General features: G+C 68.9%; 16 protein-coding genes. All 16 read right to left on the reverse strand.

The genetic code is table 11. The annotated features are described in order from the left end of the window. Window position 1: 1 nt before the first annotated feature. Entirely contained in the window at window positions 2–880 is an 879-nt protein-coding gene (locus RIV14_RS05415) for a carbohydrate ABC transporter permease (protein WP_075373192.1), read from the reverse strand. A gap of 72 nt (window positions 881–952) precedes the next feature. Further along, on the reverse strand, window positions 953–2302 hold the full coding sequence (locus RIV14_RS05420) for an ABC transporter substrate-binding protein (protein ID WP_075373193.1): 1350 nt from the start codon (window positions 2300–2302) through the stop codon (window positions 953–955). 30 nt (window positions 2303–2332) lie between these two features. Continuing rightward, the gene (locus RIV14_RS05425; protein WP_075373194.1) at window positions 2333–3751 is read right to left on the reverse strand and encodes a glycoside hydrolase family protein; all 1419 of its coding nucleotides are present in this window, start codon (window positions 3749–3751) and stop codon (window positions 2333–2335) included. A gap of 128 nt (window positions 3752–3879) precedes the next feature. Beyond that, a complete protein-coding gene (locus tag RIV14_RS05430) occupies window positions 3880–4551 on the reverse strand; it encodes an NUDIX domain-containing protein (protein ID WP_143224240.1) in 672 nt (223 codons plus the stop codon). 53 nt (window positions 4552–4604) lie between these two features. Then, complete coding sequence (gene pyrG, locus RIV14_RS05435) at window positions 4605–6419, reverse strand: CTP synthase (RefSeq protein WP_075373196.1); 1815 nt, start codon at window positions 6417–6419, stop codon at window positions 4605–4607. Window positions 6420–6488: 69 nt separating this feature from the next. Further along, a complete protein-coding gene (locus RIV14_RS05440) occupies window positions 6489–7646 on the reverse strand; it encodes a glycosyltransferase family 4 protein (protein ID WP_075373197.1) in 1158 nt (385 codons plus the stop codon). Continuing rightward, entirely contained in the window at window positions 7643–9289 is a 1647-nt protein-coding gene (murJ, locus tag RIV14_RS05445; protein ID WP_075373198.1) for a murein biosynthesis integral membrane protein MurJ, read from the reverse strand. The genes RIV14_RS05440 and murJ overlap by 4 nt, the downstream gene beginning before the upstream one ends. Next, entirely contained in the window at window positions 9289–10206 is a 918-nt protein-coding gene (locus RIV14_RS05450) for a hypothetical protein (protein ID WP_075373199.1), read from the reverse strand. Before RIV14_RS05450 ends, murJ begins: the two co-directional genes overlap by 1 nt. A 97-nt stretch (window positions 10207–10303) precedes the next feature. Beyond that, window positions 10304–11233 (reverse strand): copper transporter, encoded by a 930-nt coding sequence (locus RIV14_RS05455; protein WP_075373200.1) that lies wholly within the window; start codon window positions 11231–11233, stop codon window positions 10304–10306. Window positions 11234–11291: 58 nt separating this feature from the next. Continuing rightward, entirely contained in the window at window positions 11292–12497 is a 1206-nt protein-coding gene (gene steA / locus RIV14_RS05460) for a putative cytokinetic ring protein SteA (protein WP_075373201.1), read from the reverse strand. Beyond that, window positions 12494–14302, reverse strand: a complete 1809-nt coding sequence (gene recN, locus RIV14_RS05465; RefSeq protein WP_075373202.1) for a DNA repair protein RecN — start codon at window positions 14300–14302, stop codon at window positions 12494–12496. The genes steA and recN overlap by 4 nt, the downstream gene beginning before the upstream one ends. Further along, window positions 14299–15258 (reverse strand): NAD kinase, encoded by a 960-nt coding sequence (locus RIV14_RS05470; protein ID WP_075373214.1) that lies wholly within the window; start codon window positions 15256–15258, stop codon window positions 14299–14301. Before RIV14_RS05470 ends, recN begins: the two co-directional genes overlap by 4 nt. A gap of 143 nt (window positions 15259–15401) precedes the next feature. After that, window positions 15402–16274: a TlyA family RNA methyltransferase gene (locus RIV14_RS05475; RefSeq protein WP_075373203.1), complete on the reverse strand. Its 873-nt coding sequence runs from the start codon at window positions 16272–16274 to the stop codon at window positions 15402–15404. A 1-nt stretch (window position 16275) separates the two neighbouring features. Continuing rightward, window positions 16276–16530, reverse strand: coding sequence for a hypothetical protein (locus RIV14_RS05480; RefSeq protein WP_070658646.1), 255 nt, complete (start codon window positions 16528–16530; stop codon window positions 16276–16278). Between the two features lie 97 nt (window positions 16531–16627). Then, window positions 16628–17728, reverse strand: coding sequence for an HAD-IIA family hydrolase (locus tag RIV14_RS05485; protein WP_075373204.1), 1101 nt, complete (start codon window positions 17726–17728; stop codon window positions 16628–16630). Further along, window positions 17725–18573 carry a tetratricopeptide repeat protein gene (locus tag RIV14_RS05490; RefSeq protein ID WP_075373205.1) on the reverse strand — a complete coding sequence of 283 codons (849 nt, stop codon included), beginning with the start codon at window positions 18571–18573 and terminating at the stop codon, window positions 17725–17727. Before RIV14_RS05490 ends, RIV14_RS05485 begins: the two co-directional genes overlap by 4 nt. Window positions 18574–19130: the final 557 nt, after the last annotated feature.

The following is a 19130-nucleotide window of genomic DNA, read 5'->3' on the forward strand; positions in this document are numbered from 1 at the left end:
GTCAGTCATTCCCCCTGCGAATGAGACCAAAGATGAAGGCGACGGCAACGAGACACTCGAGCACGATGAACACGGAGATAGCCGAGGCATACCCGTAGTTCGTGGAGACGAAGGCCGTCTTGTACATGTATGTCGTCACAAGTTCGGATGACTGCCCGGGCCCTCCATTCGTGAGCAGGTATGGGATATCGAACCCCCGCAGGCCGTAGGTGACGACCATGACCATGGTCGTGGCCCACACGGGCCGGATATGGGGAAAACGGATCTTGACGAAGACCTTCCAGGCGCTCGCGCCGTCGAGTTGCGCAGCTTCCTCCAGCTCACGCGGCACGGACAGCAGGGCTGCGTAGAAGATGATCGTGTAGAGGCCCAGGAACCGCCACCCCTCCGGGATGGACACTGCCGTGAGAACCGTATGAATATTAGACAGCCAGGGCCTTTCGATACCATCAAGACCAACCATTCCCAGAATGGTGTTGACCAACCCCTTGGGGTCGAAGGAATATATTCGCTGGAATAGAAGGGCGATCGCGGTGGTCGAGATAACGGCCGGCATGAGATAAAGAACCTTCAGAACCTCGCGTCCTCGGGTGATTGTCAGCAGGAGCAGCGCGACTCCGAGGCCGAGGCCCATCTGGATGACGACGCAGATCACCAGGTAGACGAGTTGATTGACGAAAGCCTTCCAGAACGTGGGATCAGCGGAAAACATCTTGATGTAGTTGTCAACACCGACAAACTGCATGTTCGTAATGCCGTCCCACTTGTAGAAGCTCAGAACGAGCGACTGCACGATGGGCAGAAGCACACCACCTCCAAACAAAAGAACGGGTGGCGTCAGGAACACGAGGACGGAGAGTCGAGACCTGTAGGGGAGCATTATGCCTTCTTGTCAGGAGCATCACGGATTGCGGGAGGAGACTGGGCCTAGCGGTGCTGCCTCCTCGGCGTGTTACTGGTTGAAGTACGCAGAGGCGTTCTCGGTGAGCGTGGAGTCCATGGTCGTCAGAAAGTCGTCAACGCTGACGTCGCCCTGGACGAGGAGCACCTGCTCCTGGACGAGTTTGGTATTCGTCGTCGGATCGAGCTGGGTGTCCCACGGCATGAGAGCCGTGCCGGAGACATTCGCAGCCTCGTCAATCGCCTGCTGGTAGATCGGCAGAGCATTGCCGGGGATGGTGGGAGGGGTGTTTGTCGGACCGAGGAGACCCGTGGTCGCATACTTCTCCGGGTACTTCTCCAGAGCGAACTTGAGGAAGTCATGGATGAGGGGATCATACGTCGAGGCATTGACCGCGACACCGATGCCCGACGGAGCGACGTACTCGTGCTCCGAGGTCACCGAGCCAGCAGTGGTCGGAAGCGTGAAATAGGCGATGTTCTTCTGCAGGTCCTCGGGCAGGTCAGTGGTCGCAAGACTAGGAAGCTCCCATGTACCCATGCAGTACATCGCCGCCTTCCCTGAGGTGAAGAGGTTCTGGGCATCGGTGTAGCCAACGGATGAGAATCCCTTCTGGAACGCACCGGCCTCGCCGAGGTCATGCAACCACTGCGCCATCTTCTTACCCGGCTCGTCGGCGAATGCCGCTTCACCCTTTTTGAGCTTCTTGATGTAGTCCTCACCCTCCATCCCGAAGGGGTAAAAAGCGACATAGCGTTCGAGTGGCCAACCGTCGAGTCCGTCCAGGGCGATGGGGGTGACGCCGCTGGCAGCCAGTTTCCGGCACAACTCGGGGAAATCGTCGAGGGAACGCGGAACCTCAGCACCTGCGGCCTCGAAGAGCGCCTTGTTGTACCAGAACACCTCGATTCCGTACTCGAGCGGAATCATGTACAGCGAGCCGTCGTCGAAACGCTGGTAGTCCAGCGCCGCCTTCCGGAAGCTGTCGGTGATACCTAAGTCGTTGAGCAGTGCGGCCACATCGACCATGCGATTCTGCTTCGCGAGCTTCTGAGCAAAGGGGGTCGCATCGGTGTCGAAGAGCTCGGGGAGCTTGTTGGCGGCGGCGAGGGTCTCATACTTCTGGATGTAGGAAGGCCGGTCGGGCGTCGTGATGAGGGTGAGCTTGAAGCCCTTGTGGTCCTTGGCGTACTCCTCAGCGATTTCCTGCATCGTGTTGATGACCGCACCGTTGGCTGCGCGCGACAACAGCCACGAGATCTCGCGAGGCTTGATTTCCCCCTCGGGGTTGATCTGGACGGGCTTCAACGAGGTTGCGCTCTTGCCACCGCACGCAACCAGAGCGGGTGACGCTGCTACAGCGAGAGCCAGGGCCAGGAACTGGGATCGCTTGATATTCATGGTCTCTTTCTCCTTTGAAAGGTCTGCGTCTCAAGAACGCGAGTAGGTGGTAAGTGAGTGGAGGGTGACGGCCCCGTCAAGGGCCGATACCCCGACACGGCCCGAGGGGTGGTCGTAGACGCTGGTCGACAGCATGACCGCACCGTCAACGCAGCACTGAAGAAGCTCATCGCGAATCAGGACATCAATATGGACCCGGCCGGCTGAGAGATCGGTCGGACGCTCGAGCTCAATGAAATGGGGAATGTCACCGGCGACGTGCCACTGCTCGACCCCGGGCGTCCGCCGAGGCCACCGATCGAGCACGGCACGGTTCTGACCGGGCTCGAGCCGGAACATGTAGCCGTTCTCACCTTCGGCGTCGGTGCGCAGCAGAAGGGAGATCTCCCGCGTCCCCTCCTGCCACGACAAATCCGCACTGATGCGGCAGCATTCCGGCAGCGGCGGTGTCAGCACCTGTGAGGAGTAGGAGGTCGGCACCGAGATCGATACGACGTCGTCAAGAGTCGTCTCCGTGATCGAGTAGGCATTGAGGACTTCATGGGGAAAGCGCATCAACAGCGTGCCGTCCTCGGCCTGGACCGCTTCAAGTGCAGCCATCGTGCCCGCCCACAGCCAAGGACCCGCGTCGGTCCTGCCGTCGCGCGAGGCGATCCAACCGAAGAATATCCTCCGCCCATGCCAGGAAACGGATTTCGCCGCATAGAATCCGCGCCCATCGAGGGAATCATGAGCCGGCGCCACCCACGGGCCTTCAGGGCTTCGCGACATCCGGTACCGGGTGACGAAGCGGTCGGTGAACTCCGAGTACACCAAGTACCACCAGTCACCGATCCGGAAAAGCTCGGGGCACTCCTGAGTGACGAAGCGGTGAGGATCCCACAGCGGGGCGACCGGGGTCCAGTGCGTGAGGTCATCGCTGATCAGCCTCGCCACGACCCCTCGGCGCCGGTCGGGACCCGACGAATGCCGCGCCGCGAGAATGAGGGACCAACCAGTATCCCCTGGAGTGCGGTACACCTGCGGGTCCCGCCAGTCGGCAGGGTCGTACCCGCTCGGGGCCCCGAAGGTGTCCTCAGGGTGCTTGACCCACCGTTTCATATCTACGCTGGTGGCGTGTGCGACGAGCTGGAGAGGCCTGCCATCGGCGGCCAACCGATCCGGGTTGCTCGCGGTGTAGAAGAGGTGGAACATCCCATCATCGCTCTGAACGATACTTCCGGTATAGGCATTGAAGTCCTCGGCATCAACGCCTCCGGACGGGAGTGCCTCACCGCAGTCCTCATAGTGGACGAGGTCATTCGTCACCACCAGCGACCAGGGCGTTCCCGGCTTGGGTAGCCGCCTGCGCTCGAGCAGGTAGTAGAGCCGGATCTCCTCCTGGTCGGTCCAGGGAATGACGTCTCCCACCCAATCGGGTTTCGGCCTAAAACAGGTGTCCTGAATCACGTCACTCCTTTGTGGTCAATCGTTTAACCACGAGGATAGAGCACACCTCGACCATGGTCAAGCGTTTGACCAAATCTTCGGGAGGACGTCCTTCTCCCCTGTCGGGCTGCTGCCCCCTGGGAGCCCGGTTAGAGACTCTCCGGGCTCCTGAGCCACGGGGCGTCGGCCGGCCGCAGCTCGGCCCAGCCGCGAGCGCGCGCCTGGGCCGTGGCCAGGACCCCCAGGACGGTGGAGGGGTTGTGCAGGCGGCCGCCCATGACGGCGTCGACGGCCTCGTCCAGACGGACCCAGGTGGGCACGAACTCGGCCTCCTCGTCCTCGCGGACGGTGCGCCGGTCCTCGGGCAGCAGGCTCAGGTCCTGGGCGAGGAAGATCCGGGCCCCCTCGGTGGTGAAGCCGGGCGAGGCGTAGAACTCGGCCAGCGTGTTCCAGATGGCCGCCTCGTAGTCGGTCTCCTCAGCGAGCTCGCGGGTGGCGGCCACGGCGGGCTCCTCCCCCGCCACGTCGAGCAGTCCCGCGGGGATCTCCCACAGGCAGGCGCGCACGGGATGGCGGTACTGGCGGACCATGAGGATCTCCGCGGCGCCGTCGGCCTGGGAGGATGCCTTGCCCTCGCGCAGGGCGACGACGGCGACGGCGTCGTGATGGACGACGACCTGACGGGCCACCGGCTCCTGACCGGGTCCGAGGCGCACCTGGTCGGCGTCGACGGCGAAGATCGGCCCGCTCCAGACCCGCTCGCTGGAGACCAGCTCCCGCCCCGACTCGCGTACGTCGACGAGCCTGCTCGTGTCGCTCACGACGTCGTCATTCTCGGCGGCCCTGCTGTCCGTTCTGTCCACGCTCGGCTCCTTCACTCGTTGTCCGCGTCATCGCTGCACGCATCGACGTAGTTGATGGTATCGCCGCTGTCGCTGCTGGCAGTGGTGAAGCACTCGGCCGGTTCATCACCCGGGACGACATGTTCCCCACGCCGGTGAGAGGCGTAGACCTCCCGACGACGATCCAGTCCTGCGCGCACAAGCGCGGCGAACAGCGGGTGGGCTCGGGTGGGACGGGAACGGAACTCAGGATGGGCCTGGGTGGCAACGTAATATGGGTGCTGGCTGCGGTCGAGCTCAACGAACTCAGTGAGGCGACCGTCCGGGGAGGTTCCGCTGACTCGTAGCCCTACCGAGGCCAGGCGCTCCCGGTAGTCGTTGTTGACCTCGAAGCGGTGGCGGTGGCGTTCACTGACCTCATTGGTTCCATACGTCTCAGCAACGATCGAGCCTTCCGCCAGAACCGCCGGGTAGGAGCCCAGGCGCATGGTGCCTCCGAGGTTGCCGTCACCGTGGAGGATCTGGCGCTGGGAGTCCATGGTGGCCACAACCGGATCAGGAGTCTCAGGCTCCATCTCAGCGGAGGAGGCCGCGCTCAGGCCCAGGAGGTTGCGAGCGGCCTCGATGACCATGCACTGCAGCCCCAGGCACAGCCCGAGGGTCGGGACGCGGTGCTCCCGGGCCCAGCGCAGAGCACCGACTTTGCCCTCGATCCCACGTACACCGAAACCTCCCGGTACGACGATCGCGTCGACGCCCGCGAGGGCCCGCTGGGCTCCCTCAGGGGTCTCGCAGACGTCAGAGGCCACCCAGCGGATGTCGACACGGGCGTGGTTGGCGAAGCCGCCGTGACGGATCGCCTCGGAGACGGACAGGTAGGCGTCGTGCAGGTCGACGTACTTGCCTACGAGCGCCACCTCAAGGCGGTGTTTGGGGGCGTGGACACGTTCAAGCAGGCTGTTCCACTCGGTCCAGTCGACGTCACGGAAGGTCAGGCCCAGCCGCTGGACGAGGTAGGCGTCCAGGCCCTCACGGTGGAGGGTTGGAGGAACCTCGTAGATGCTGGCGGCATCCTTGCACTCGACGACGGCGTCACGGTCGACGTCGCACATGAGTGCCACTTTGCCCTTAATCCCCTCGGGAAGGTGCCGGTCGGTGCGCAGGACGAGGGCGTCAGGCTGGATCCCGATGTTGCGCAGTGAGGCCACCGAGTGCTGGGTGGGCTTGGTTTTGAGCTCTCCAGCGGCGGGCAGGAAGGGAATGAGGGATACGTGGACGAAGGCGACGTTGTCGCGCCCCAGATCGGCGCGCACCTGTCTGGCGGCCTCGAGGAAGGGCTGGGACTCGATGTCTCCAACGGTGCCGCCGATCTCGGTGATGATGACGTCGGGGAGGTTGCCGTCGTCGTCGGGCTCGGCCTGAGCGCGCATGACACGCTTGATCTCGTCGGTGATGTGCGGGATGACCTGAACGGTGTCGCCGAGGTACTCTCCGCGCCGTTCCTTTGCGATGACGGTGGAGTAGACCTGTCCGGTGGTGGCGTTTGCCTTGCCGGAGAGGTTCACGTCGAGGAATCGCTCGTAGTGCCCGATGTCGAGGTCGGTTTCGGAGCCGTCGTCAGTGACGAAGACCTCGCCGTGCTGGAAGGGGTTCATCGTGCCGGGGTCGACGTTGATGTAGGGGTCCAGCTTCTGCATGACAACGCTGATGCCGCGGGCCCGTAGGAGCCGCCCGAGGCTAGCGGCAGTCAGTCCCTTGCCGAGGGAGGAGACGACGCCGCCGGTGACGAAGATGTGGCGCGGTACGGGGACCTGAGTGGGCTGAAGATGTGAGGCTGCGTTGATCACGGAGTTTCAAGGTAACAGGCCCGGCGAAACCTGCCCGACGCACGAGCGTCCTGCTGACGTCATCTGCGCTCAGTCCTGAGCCAGAGCTGCTTGACGCAACTGGACCGCGAGGTCCTCGAGCCCGGGAAGGCGCCCCACCGCCTCGTGAGCGCGCTCGGCGGCGCGGGAGCGGGCCTCGGGGTCGCTCAGGAGGGTTCCGAGCGCCTCGGCGATGGCCTGGGCCTGGGGAGCTACGAGGACGGCTCCTCCCCTGGCGGTCACGGCGGTGCCGCCGACGTCGGTGGCCACGATCGCGGTGCCTGAGCGCAGGGCCTCCTGGATGGTGAGGGGCTGGCCCTCCCACAGGCTGGTCTGGACGACGACGTCAGCGGCCTCCATGAGGGCCGGAGCATCGGTTCGCCGCCCCAGGAGGGTGACCGGGAGCTGCTCGGCGGCGATGCGCTCAGCGGCTTCCTCGCGGCCGGGGCCGTCCCCGGCGATGGCCCAGGTGAAGGCCACCAGCCGGCCGGCGTCGACCTCGCGGGAGAGGATCGCGGCGGCCTCGAGCAGCAGCGGCAGGCCCTTCTGGGGAGCCAGGCGGGCGACGGTCAGGAGGCGGGCGCCCTCCTGCGGCCAGGCCTCCTCCGGCGCAGCCGGGTCGGAGGGGTCCGGTTCGGTGGGCTGCTGTGGGGGCACTGCCGGAATGATGGCGAGTTCGACGCGTGGGGCGCCGAGCTCCCGGGCCCGTTCGGCCAGGTCGGGGCTGACCGCCAGGATGAGGTCAGCGCGTCGGGCGATGAGCCGCTCGAGCCTCTCCCCCACCAGGGTGGTCAGGCGTCCCCCGATGGTGAGGTTGTGGAGGGTGACGACCAGGCGGGTGCGTCCGCGGCGGCGTCGTCCCAGGGCCAGGGCGGCCAGGGCCCCGGCTCGCAGGCCGTGGGCGTGAACGACGTCGGCGCGCCGGCCCAGCCGACGCAGCCTGGCCACCGCCAGGAAGTCGTTGAGGCTGGGGCGGGGGCCGATCTCGAGTGCCTCGGCGCGAGCCGGCTCAACATCCAGTGTGTCAAGGACCGCGGCGGGCGCCTCGACGATGACGTCGTGGCCGTCGGCGGCCAGGAGCCGGGCGCAGTCGGCCAGGTGGGCCCGCACCCCTCCGGCGGCCGATCCGCACACCTGGAGGATCCTCCGGCGCCCGGCGTGTGTGCCCGGCACGGCACCGGGCTCGTTCGTGGCATCGACACCGCTCATGGTCTCTCCTTGTCATCCTTCGTTCTCACCGTCGCCCTCCCACCGCGTACCCATGCCAGGAGGCTGCGGTCGGCCAGGTGGATAGCCACCAGGACGAGGGCTGCGGCCGCAGCAGCACCGATCACGGCGGTGACAACGGCCAGGGGCAGGGAGGTGACGCGGGTGGTCGCCGCACGCACAGCCAGCCCGGCGGCGAGGGCCACGGGCAGCCCCGCGACGAGCGCCGTCAGGGTCGCGCGCAGCACCCGGCGCCCCATGACCCGGGCCAGAACGACCAGCAGGCTCACCCCCGCCACTGTCATCCCAATGGTCGTGCCCATTCCCAGGGCCACGAGGGTGGCGCGCCCGTCCCCGCCCGAGGGCGCCATGAGGCGCACGCAGGCGGCGCTGGCCACCGCCACGGTCAGCCAGCCGGCCGCGGTGGCGTGGGCGGCGGGCCGAGAGCGGTCGGCGGCGAACAGGACCCGGGTGACCTGGTAGATGAGGGCGTAGCCGATCAGTCCCGGGGCCAGGACGGCCAGCGCCTGGCCCATCCCGTCGACCTGCTTGAAGGAGAAGAATCGCTCGGCGGCGGCGCTGGCGGCCAGGAGCATGGCGGTTCCGGCCACGGCGACGGCGGTGACCAGGGCCGTTGAGGTCGCCACCAGGCGCGTGACGTCCTCCCCGCCAGTGCCGCCGGGCCTGCCCGGCGAAAGCCCGCGCGCCTCGAAGGCGGCGGTCAGACGGGGGTAGAGAACGGTGGCCACCGGGACGGCCAGCACCGCGTAGGGAAGGACGTAGACGGCCTGCGTGTACTGGTAGACCGCCGCGGTGCCGGTCTGCCCGCCCCAACGGGCCATGGCCAGAACCACCAGGACACTCACCTGCTGAGCCAGGATCGTCCACACCCCTGCCCCACCGAGCCGCAGCGCCCGCCGGGCCTGGGCGCCCCCCAGTCTCAGGGTGGGGCGCAGTCCCAGCCCCAGCCGGTGGACCGGCCACAGCAGCGGCAGGCTGAGCGCGGCCACCCCAAGGGTCGTGCCCCAGCCCAGTACCTGGAGGGCGAGGCTGGAAGCGGCTGCGTCCTCACCATCGGCCAGCACCCCGTAGAGCCCGTAGGTCGCCATGACCACAAGGCTGGAGAGCATCGGTGTCAGAGCCGGCCAGGTGAAGCGGTTGTGAGCCTGGAGCACCCCGGTGAGGACGACCGCCACTCCGTACATGGGCACCTGCAGGGCGAACATACGCAGGAAGGAGGCGACGAGCTGGTGCTGGAGCGCCGGGTCCACGCCCTGGGAGGTGGGGAACAGGGAGGCGATCGGTGCGGCCAGGACGATGAGCCCCAGGGACAGCGGGGTCAGGACCGCCAGGACCAGGCCCAGCAGCCCCGAGGCGGTGGCGGTGACCTCCTCGCGCCTGCCCGCGGCGATCGGTGCGGCCAGGAGCGGAACGACCGTGGCCGCCAGCACGCCGCCGACGACGACCTCGTAGAGGGTGTTGGGCAGCTGGTTGGCCGTGGTGTAGGCGCCCGCCACCGTGCCGGTGCCGACGGTGGCGGCCTGGACGAGCCAGCGCAGGAACCCCAGGACGCGGGAGACGAGGGTCAGGCCGGCGACGGACCCGGCCACGGAGAGCAGGCCGCCGCGGCGTTGCTGGTACGTCATCAGGGGCGGCGTCCCAGCCCGTCGAGTGCGGCCAGCACCGGGGTGTCGGCGATGACGCGGGAGAAGGAGACCTTCTCGCTGGCCAGGATGAGGCTCACCCCGCTCAGGGCGGCCCCGGCGCGCACTGCGGCGTGGGGGTGGCACGCCAGGGCGGTTCCCAGCAGGGCGCCGACGGCGTTGGCCCCGGTGTCCCCCAGCATCGTGTTCTCCAGGAGGTCCTCCGGCAGGGCCGTGAGGGTGACTCCCAGGGTGCCCGCGGCCAGCATCCGGGTGGGCTCACCGTCGCGTCCGGGGGTGGCCAGCAGCGGGGCGCTCACGATGCAGGCGGTCTTGAGCGCCCGTCCGGGGCGCAGGTCGAGCAGGTTGAGCAGGTTCGCCCAGGCCGCGATGACCACGGCGCTGGACGCGGCGTCGACGGCGCTGGACGCCAGCGGACGTGCGCCTGTGCCCGAGCTGCGGTGGCGGGCCAGGAGGACACCACCGACAAGCGCCCCTGAGCCGATGACGGCGATCTTGAGGGCTCCGGTGGTGACGCGCCCGTGGGCGAGGGCGGTGAGGTGGCCCTTGAGTCCCTTGGCGGGGGTGTCGCCGTCGTGGGCCCCGGCATCGAGGTCGTCGACCAGGCCGGCGCACCCGCCGGCCGCCGCCGCGAGGGTGGCGGCGAGCCCTACCCGTGAGGGCGAGGCCGTCCTGGCCCGCAGGAGTCTGCCGGCCTCGATCCCTGCCGTCACGGTGCCGGCTGCGGCCCCGACGCCCCCGCGCAGGCTCACGGTGCGGCCGTGAAAGTTGGTGCGCTCCAGTCCCTGAGCGATGGGCGCCAGACAGGCGGACCAGGACAGGGCGGTGCCCGCCGCCTTGAGGCCCACCCTCGCCAGTCCTCGGGCGCAGGAGCTTACTCGCGTGATCGTGCCAGCCATGATCTCAGCCTAAAGCAGTACGAGGACGGATCGCGGCGTCGCCACTCATGACGCGGCCGCAGCCCCTGAGTCGGCTGAGTCGCCTGAGAAACAGGGACTACTTGGTCACTGGCGGCATGACGGCCTCGGCTCCCTCGTCGAAGCCGTAGTGGCCGATGGTTCCCGCTCGAGTGGAGGCCAGGGCCAGGGGTGTGGAGACAAAGGCGGCGATCTGGCCGATGGAGTCGACGGTGGTCACCTTCGCCTTCTCGGAGCGGATGATGCCGACGACGCCGTCGTCACCGTCGGCTGAGCCGACGACAACTGTGGGCGCCCGGCCGGCTGTACCCTCCAGCGCCTTGGCCCAGGCCTTGGGGTCCTGACCCGGTGAGGCCTCGACCGTCGCGCCCTTGCCGGAGGAGGCCTGCGGGCGCGGCCCGACGACGACGATCATCTCCGCCGGAGCGGTGGGCGTGGAGTCCACGGTGACGAAGGGCGTGCCGGACTTGTCCACTGACAGCATGTCCATGAGGACTCGGGAGGAGTCGTCGTTGGAGGTGAGGGCCTTGGCCAGTGCCTCTCCCAGAATGCCGTTGGCGTCCTGGGAGTTGGCGCTGCCCAGGTGCCCTTGGACCTGTCCGGAGAAGGTGGAGCGGTAGCTCTCCCGGGACAGGTCCACCCAGGTGCTGGTCAGGCTCACTCGACCGGTGACGGTGGCACCTGCGCTCTTGAGCTGGGTGGTGATGGCGTCGGCGTCCTCGGCCTTGGCGTCGGGCAGAAGTACCATGGCCACGCTCTTGGAGGCCAGGGTCCCGGGCAGGAGGCTGCTGGCGGCCTGAGTGATGTAGGAGTCCCGCTCGTTGACGGCCGTCTCAGTCTGCTCGAGCTTGGCCTGGGTGGCGTTGCGGTTCTCACGCAGGGCGGTGACCTGGTCGTTGAGCGCGGTCCCCAGGGAGTTCTGCAGGGGGCCGGCTCCCAGGACGACCCCGACGGCGAGGGCCAGGAACACGGAGATGAGCGATACCAGGTGATAGCGGAAGTCGATCATGGTTGAAGACCTTGAGAATGACCGTGAGAGGGGCTGCCTCTCAGATGGGCGGGGGTCGTTAGACGGTGGGTGAGTTCGGGGCCAGGCCCAGCAGTGAGCGGAAGAAGTTGACGACGTCGTCCCACACGGCGCCGGACAGGCCCAGGAAGGTCTGTCCAGCGGGTGTGGACATCAGAGCGATGGCCAGGGCGAAGGTGCCCGCCAGGGCCAGGAACAGCAGCCACCACCCCGAGATGCGGGTGCGGTAGAGCTGGGAGACGCCCTTGGCGTCGATGAGGCGACCACCGACCTTGAGCCGGGTCAGGAAGGTCGAGGACATGCCGGCGCGCCCCTTGTCGAGGAACTCCAGCAGGGTAGCGTGCGTCCCCAGGGCCACGATGATCTCGGCGCCGGCCTCATCGGCCATGAGCATGGCGATGTCCTCACTGGTGCCGGTGGCGGCGAAGACATGATGCTCGACCCCGAGCTCCTCGACATGGGCCAGACCTGGGGCGCGTCCGTCGCGGTAGGCGTGGACGACGATCTCGGCGCCGCAGGTCAGTGCCTTGTCGGACACGGAGTCCATGTCGCCCACGATCAGGGTCGGTTTGAAGCCGGCGTCCAGGACGGCGTCGGCGCCTCCGTCGACCCCGATGATGACGGGCTTGTACTCGCGGATGTAGGGCTTGAGCGCCTGCAGGTCCTCCTTGTAGGAGTAGCCGCGCACGACCACCAGGACGTGCTTGCCGCCCATCTGCGTGGTCAGCGAGGGCATGCCGACGCCGTTGAGGAGCAGATCCCACTCCCCGCGCATGTACTCCATGGTGTTGGCGGCAAAGGCCTCCAGCTGGACAGACAGGCCCTTCTTGGCCTCCTCCATGGCCTCGGCAACGGTCTGCTTGGTCTGGACCTGGCCCTCGGCGACGACCTGCTCCTTACCCTCGACCCGCACCGAGCCGTCCTCGACGGTGATGCGCTGGCCGTCGTGCAGACGCATGATGTCGGGGCCCAGGTCGTCCACGAGGGGGATTCCCGCGTCCAGGAGGATTTCGGGGCCGAGGTTCGGGTAGCGCCCGGAGATGGACGGGGAGGCGTTGAGGACCGCTGAGGTACCGCACTCCACCAGAGCCTCGGCGGCCACCCGATCGAGGTCGGTGTGGTCGATGACGGCGATCTCCCCGGGTTGGAGACGCTTGGTGAGCTTCTTCGTGCGCGCGTCGACGCGCACGACACCGCTGGGATGCTCGGAGACGGACGCAGACTTCCTGCGGAAGGGATTCCTCACGGCTCGGATTGTCCCACGACTGCTTCCTGGAGAAGCTCAGCGGCGTGCCGGACCGCGGCCTGAGAGTCCTCGTGCCCGGAGAGCATCCTGGCCAGCTCTCGTTCTCTCTCCTGGCCTTCGACGACGAAGACCTGTGTGCGGGTGCGTCCCGGCTGGGACTTTCTCACATTCCTCGCGGGCGCCTCTGCGGGGTCGGGACGGGCTTCAGGCTCGGTCACTGTCTCCTTGCGCACCACGAGGTGGGTGTCGGCCCAGGCCGCCACCTGCGCCAGGTGGGTGACGACGATGACCTGGTGGTGTCGTGCCAGACGAGCCAGGCGCCTGCCGATCTCCCGGGCGGCCCGGCCTCCCACCCCGGCGTCGATCTCGTCGAAGACGAGCGTGCGGGTGTGGGTCGAGGGGCGCGCTAAGGCCGCGGCGTCGGCGAGCACCACCTCCAGGGCGAGCATGATGCGGGACAGCTCGCCTCCCGAGGCCCCCTTCCCCAGGGGCAGGGCGGGCGCGCCGGGGTGTGAGACGAGGGTGAGGGCGACGCTCTCCAGGCCGGTGGGACCGGGCTCATCGAGCCGGTCCAGCTCGACGACGAGCCGGGCACCCTTCATCTCCAGGCCCTCCAGCTCTGCGGTGACGGCCTGCTCAAGACGCTCGCCGAGCCGCCGACGCGCCTGGCTCAGCTCCGCGCCTGCACCGGCCAGCTCTTCGTCGGCGGCGGCCAGGCGCTCGGCCAGGACGGTGGCAGTGTCCTGGGGGCCGTCGAGCTCGGCCAGGCGCGCGGCCGCGCGCTCGCCCCAGGCCAGGAGGGCGTCGACGTCGTCGAGCTGCTCCTGAGGCCCGCCGATCTCCCGGCAGGCGCGGGCGAGCTCCCCGCGGCGGTCCTGGACCTGGGCGAGGCGAGCCGGGTCGGCGCTCAGCGCGGACAGGTACCCGCCCAGCTCGGCGGCGATATCGGCTGCGTCGATGCCCAGTCGCTGGGTGCGCGCGGACAGCTCGGCCAGGGCGGGGTCACGGTCGGACTCGGCGGCCAGGCTGCGGTGCGCGTAGGCGATGAGGGAGACGACGTCGGGCGCCTGCCCGGTGGAGGACTCCTCCCCACTGAGGGCGGTACGGGCCCCCGTGGCAGCCCTGCGCAGGTCCTCGGCGTGGTCGAGTCTCTCGGCCTCCGCCGTCAGCTCCCGGTCCTCACCGCTGCGGGGGTCGACCTCCTCCAGGGCCTCGAGCCAGGTGCGCAGCTGGGCCACCTCGACGGCCCGGGCGTGAGCCGATGCCTGCCACTCCTGGAGCTCCTGGTCGGCCTGTCGGCGCGCCTGGTAGGCCCGGGCGTAGCGCCGGCACAGCGCGGCGTGGTCCTGGCCGCCCAGGGAGTCCAGAGCAGCGCGTTGGGCCGCGGTCGAGCGCAGCCGCAGCTGGTCGGCCTGACCGTGGACGGAGACCAGCCGGCCCCCCACCTCGCTGAGGACCGAAGCCGGCACGGAGCGCCCTCCCAGGTAGGCGCGGGAACGTCCGGAGGCGGGAACCGTGCGAGAGGCCAGGAGGAGGTCGTCGTCGAGATCACCCCCGGCCTCGATGACGCGGGCCGCGACACGCGAGTCCGGGTCGACCAGGAAGGCGCCCTCGACCAGGCTGCGCTCGGCACCGGTGCGCACGATAGTGGTCTCAGCCCTCTGCCCCAGCAGCAGCCCCAGGGAGGTGAGCACCATCGTCTTGCCGGCGCCGGTCTCACCGGTCAGGGCGGTCAGGCCACGACTAAGGGGAAGGTCGGCCTCCTCGATGACACCGAGGTCCTCGATGTGCAAAGACTCGATCACGCCGTCCCTCCCGAGGAGCTCCGCCGGCGCTCGCCCTCGGCGCCCTTGCCGGAGGTGGTGAGAATCGGCTGGCGCAGCGCATCCTCCTCGGGCGAGTGGGCCTCATCGGCGCTGCTGGAGGCCCGCCATCCCTCCACGGGCAGGTCGAACTTGCGCACCAGGCGACTGGCGAAGGGGGCCTCGTTGAAACGTGCCAAGCGCACCGGACGCTCCGCCCGGGTGACGCGGATCCTGGCGCCGACCGGCACGTCCAGGCTGCGTCTTCCGTCGCACCAGATCTCGGCGCCTCCGAAGCCCACTCGCTGGATGACGACCTCCATGCAGGAGTTGGGCCCCAGGACCAGGGGGCGGGTGAACAGGGCGTGCGCAGCCACGGGCACCAGGAGGAGCGCCTCGACCTCCGGCCAGATGACGGGGCCTCCGCAGGAGAACGCGTAGGCGGTCGATCCGGTGGGGGTGGACATGATGAGGCCGTCGCAGCCGAAGGAGGAGACGGCCTGGCCGTCGACGCCGATGGCGACCTCGATCATGCGGGCGCGGTCTCGCTTCTCCAGGGCCGCCTCGTTGAGGGCCCAGTCGCGCGTGACCGTCCCGTCGGGACAGATGACCTCCACGTTCAAGGTGGTGCGGGTCTCGACCGTGTAGCGGCCGGCGACCAGATCCGCGACCACCTGCTCGATGCCGTCGGGGTCGGCCTCGGCCAGGAAGCCGACGTGGCCGGTGTTGATACCCACCAGGGGGATGTCGCGCTCGCGGGCGATCTCGAAGGCGCGCAGGATCGTGCCGTCACCGCCGAGCACCAGGACGAGGTCGACGTGGTCGGTGCAGTCCGGGCCGACCGGCTCGACTCCGTGGGCACGCAGCGCCGCCGAGGCCCGGGCCACGGCGGTGGCCGTCGGGGCACTGGGCCTGGGGACGGGGACGGGCTTGTCGTTGAGCTCGCGCTGCAGCAGCATGACGCGCGAGATTCTCCGGCCGTGCTGCTCCGCTCCCGGCTGCTGCGAGCTGTGGCGGAGGCCTGCGGAGTCGACAGAGTCGGCAGAGTCGGCCAAGTCGGCCGGGCGCGCCGCAGCACTGGTGTCTGAAGGGCTCAGCTTGCTCATGGGCGGGTCCTTGTCCTGCGTCGTCGTGGGCCGAGCGCCGCGGGGCCGGCGGCGACGGCGTCCTCGATGCTGGAGCGCAGCTCGTCCCCGCTCAGGTCCCCGGGGCACCCGGCGCGGGAGGCGTGCATGCTCAGGAAGTACTCAACGTTACCGGCTGGTCCCGGCAGGGGGGAGGCGGTCACGGCCTCGACTCCCACGCCCAGGGCGTGGGCCCGCTCAGCCACCGTCATGACGGTCTCCACATGGAGTACCGGGTCGCGCACCACTCCCCCGTGCCCGATCCGGTCCTTACCCACCTCGAACTGGGGCTTGACCATGAGCAGAAGGTCGGCGCCGTCGGCCGCGGCGCGCAGCAGCGGCTCGAGGACCAGGGTCAGGGAGATGAAGGACAGGTCACCCACGACCAGCTCCGGGGCGGGGGCGACGGCTTCGGGATCCAGCGTACGGATGTTGGTGCGGTCCAGGGCGGTGACGCGGGGGTCGGAGCGAAGCGACCAGGCCAGCTGGCCGTAGCCGACGTCAACGGCTACGACGTGCTCAGCACCGCGGCGCAGGAGGACGTCGGTGAAGCCGCCGGTCGAGGCGCCGGCGTCCAGGCAGCGGCGGCCCTCAACGCGGGGTGCCAGGCCGCGTCGCCCCAGCGCGTCCAGGGCACCGGCGAGCTTGTGGGCGCCGCGGGAGACGTAGTCGTCTCCGGAGGGCACCAGGATCTCGATGGCCTGGGCCGGGTTGACCTGCCGGGCGGGCTTGGTGACGACCTCGCCGTCGAGGGTGACATGACCGTCAGTGATGAGGGTGGCGGCGTGAGTGCGGGAGCGGGCCAGCCCCCGGCGCACGAGTTCTGAGTCGATGCGGATGAGCCGGGCCATATCAGCCTTCCGCCTTGTGCAGGACGGCGGCGAGGTCCTCGTGGATGGCGGCCAGGGCGGCTGCGCGCTCCTCCAAGGGCATCTGAGCGATCTGGGCGAGCTCGTCGGCGTGGTCGTGAAGCCCTTGCGCCGCCGTCAGGGCGACGTCGGCTCGCGGGGGCGAGGGCACCGGCGGCCGAGGAGCAGGTCGGTGCGCGGAGTCCGCCGTCGCCGGGCTCTCCTCCCCGACGTCGGTTCTCGACTCGTTGCCGCTCATTCCTGACTCCCATCGATATCGTTTCGACATCGTTCGCGCTGCCGCTGCGCGCTGCTCTTCTCCCCCGGTAGGAGCCTCACCGGCCCCGGCCGGTATCTCAGGGCTCGATCACCTCGATCTCGGGCACCTCCAGCTCTGCGGCCTCACCCCGGCGGACCTGGGCGTCAGCCCAGTCCCAGGCGGCCACGGCCAGCGCCCGGTAGGAGTCCAGGTCAATACGCGCAGCGCTGCCGTCCGGGCAGGACACGGCGCCGGCGTCCTGGAGCTCGAGCCCGGAGCCGAGGACTCGGGCTCTACGATTGCCGACCCGCCACCACACCTGGCCGTCGAGCTCAACTCGCACGGGCTCGGGGTGGGGCTCGGTCAGGCCCCGCAGGTCGGTGTGAAGGAAGCTGGGACGCTCGGTGGCCGGCGCACAGATGACGTCTCGCGCGTCGGAGACACCGGTGAGGACGTGCAGCCCGGGGATCCCGGCGGCCCGGGCCCCGACGTGGTCGGTGTTGAGACGGTCGCCGACGGCCAGGGGCCTGGTCCCACCGGCCCGCTTGAGGGCGCGCGTGTAGATCCCGGGGAAGGGCTTGCCCCCGGCCAGGGGCTCCTTGCCCGAGGCATGGACGATGGCGGCCACGAGGCTGCCGTTGCCCAGGGCGAAACCCCGCTCAGTGGGCAGGGTCGCATCGAGGTTGGTGGCCACGTGGAGGGCCCCGGCATTGATGGCGTAGACGCCTTCGGACAGCAGCGCCCAGTCAACCGCCGGGTCCCAGCCCTGGACGACAGCGACCGGCTCGTCCTGCGCGCTGCTGGTCACCTGGAAGCCCTCGTCGAGGAGGGCCTGGCGGACGCCGTCGCCGCCGACGACGAGCACCATGGAACCCGGTTCGACGTGCTCGGTGAGCATGGCGGCCGCGTCCATGGCGGCGCTGAAGACCTCCGATGCCTCGGCGGTGATGTCGTTGTCTGCCAGCTTGTCCACGACCGTCTGAGGGGCCCGTGAGGCGTTGTTGGTGACGAAGGACAGGTGCATTCCGGCCTGGCGGGCGGCGTTGACGTTGTCGGCGGCGTGGGGCACTCGGGCCTGGCCTGCGAAGCAGACGCCGTCGAGGTCCAGCAGGGCGACGTCGTAGGCGACGCACAGGGGCTGCTCGCTGCCGATCAGGGTGGCGGGGACGGCGGTATCAGTGGCCTGGGGCACGGTCATCGGGGCTCCTCAGAGGCGTTGGTGGAAGGCGCAGGCGTGTCCTGCGCGTCCTGGAGCAGCTCGGCCATCTCGGCCTCGACGCGCTCGGAGAAGGACTGCGACCACTGAGCGTCCTCATCCTGGCTCATAGGCTCGTCATGCTCATCGAGGTCTGCTGAGGCCTTGTCCTGGGCGGCTTCATCCGAGGCCCGCGAAGCCTCGGCCGCCTCGCTCACTGCCTCGTCGTCCGTGTCGCCATCAGAATCGGTGGCGCTCTGCGTGCCGGAGCGCTCCGGACTGTCCTCCTCCTGGGCCTCGGAGTCGTAGTCGTCCTCGATGTCGAAGACCTCGACCTCGTCCTCCTCCACCGGCTCAGGGCCGATACGGTCACGGATGGCCTCGGCCTCCTGGTGCCGGCCGAGCTCCTCGAGCCGGTCGGCGCGCACGGAGTGCAGGCGTCGGAGGGTCTCACTGTCGGAGGGCCGTGCCCTGATGGCGTCCTCGATGATGATCAGACCGAGATCCGTCTGGCCCATGTCGTGGCGGAGGCTGGAGACGACCATGGCCAGCTCGGCCCGCTCGATCTCGTCGAGCTGGCGTGGATCGGCCGCTTGAGCGGCTTGGAGGGCCTTGTCGAGATGACCCAGTGCCCTCTCGCAGTCGACCTCGATGGCCCGGTGGAGGTCAAGACCGGACAGGCGCCTGGCGGCGCGAATCTCTCGGAGCGCCTCGCTGTAGTGGCCGGCGAGGTATGCGGCGATCCCGGCCGTCTCCCGGACGACGGCAACGCGGCCCGCGTGAGAGGCGGCGTAGCGCGCGTGCTCGTAGGCGGCCTGAGGATCCTCGTTGAGGAGGCGCTGAACCATCACCAGGTGCCGAGCGACGTTTTCAGCGTTGGCGCGGCCCAGGGCGCGCAGCTCGCCCCGTGCACCGCGCTCGAGGTCTCCGGGCTGAACCTCGTCCGGAACCTTGGGCTCGGGAACGCGCTGACGCTGCGGCGGACGACCACGCCGGTCGTCTCGTCTGTCCCGCGAGTCCTTCCGCCCGGAGCGGTCGTTGAAACGACCTGGCCGCCTACCGTTGCGGTCACCGCGCCTGTCGCCGCTGTCCCCGTCGCGACTCCGTTCGTCGCGCCAGTCGTCCCGGCCCCCGTGATCCCTGCGGTGAGAGTGGCCATCCTCTTCTGCGAAACGGCGACGCGCCCCGAAGCCGTGACGCTCACTACCGTGGCGACGCCGACCTGCATCGCCGTGGTCCGAGCCGTGCTGACGGTCCTGATACGCCATGGTCCTTCTTTCACTCCGGGACTGCCGTCAGTTCCCCCGCTGTCCTTGAATACCTGGGAGGAGCCTACCTGGCCGGAGGCACTCAGGCGTAACAGGAACCAGCAGCACGTCGCGTGGCGGTCGCTGGTCGGTGTCCT

Origin of the sequence: Actinomyces acetigenes, from assembly GCF_031296635.1 — a bacterium.
Taxonomy (GTDB): Bacteria; Actinomycetota; Actinomycetes; order Actinomycetales; family Actinomycetaceae; genus Actinomyces; species Actinomyces acetigenes.

Excerpts from the sequence above, each read along its gene's own strand:
- RIV14_RS05450 (WP_075373199.1), bottom strand. The coding sequence starts at position 10,206 with ATGGCTGGCACGATCACGCGAGTAAGCTCCTGCGCCCGAGGACTGGCG.
- RIV14_RS05470 (WP_075373214.1), bottom strand. The coding sequence starts at position 15,258 with ATGCTGCTGCAGCGCGAGCTCAACGACAAGCCCGTCCCCGTCCCCAGG.
- RIV14_RS05490 (WP_075373205.1), bottom strand. The coding sequence starts at position 18,573 with ATGGTTCAGCGCCTCCTCAACGAGGATCCTCAGGCCGCCTACGAGCAC.
- RIV14_RS05455 (WP_075373200.1), bottom strand. The coding sequence starts at position 11,233 with ATGATCGACTTCCGCTATCACCTGGTATCGCTCATCTCCGTGTTCCTG.
- RIV14_RS05415 (WP_075373192.1), bottom strand. The coding sequence starts at position 880 with ATGCTCCCCTACAGGTCTCGACTCTCCGTCCTCGTGTTCCTGACGCCA.
- RIV14_RS05485 (WP_075373204.1), bottom strand. The coding sequence starts at position 17,728 with ATGACCGTGCCCCAGGCCACTGATACCGCCGTCCCCGCCACCCTGATC.
- RIV14_RS05440 (WP_075373197.1), bottom strand. The coding sequence starts at position 7,646 with ATGAGCGGTGTCGATGCCACGAACGAGCCCGGTGCCGTGCCGGGCACA.
- RIV14_RS05420 (WP_075373193.1), bottom strand. The coding sequence starts at position 2,302 with ATGAATATCAAGCGATCCCAGTTCCTGGCCCTGGCTCTCGCTGTAGCA.
- RIV14_RS05475 (WP_075373203.1), bottom strand. The coding sequence starts at position 16,274 with ATGGCCCGGCTCATCCGCATCGACTCAGAACTCGTGCGCCGGGGGCTG.
- murJ (WP_075373198.1), bottom strand. The coding sequence starts at position 9,289 with ATGACGTACCAGCAACGCCGCGGCGGCCTGCTCTCCGTGGCCGGGTCC.
- RIV14_RS05480 (WP_070658646.1), bottom strand. The coding sequence starts at position 16,530 with ATGAGCGGCAACGAGTCGAGAACCGACGTCGGGGAGGAGAGCCCGGCG.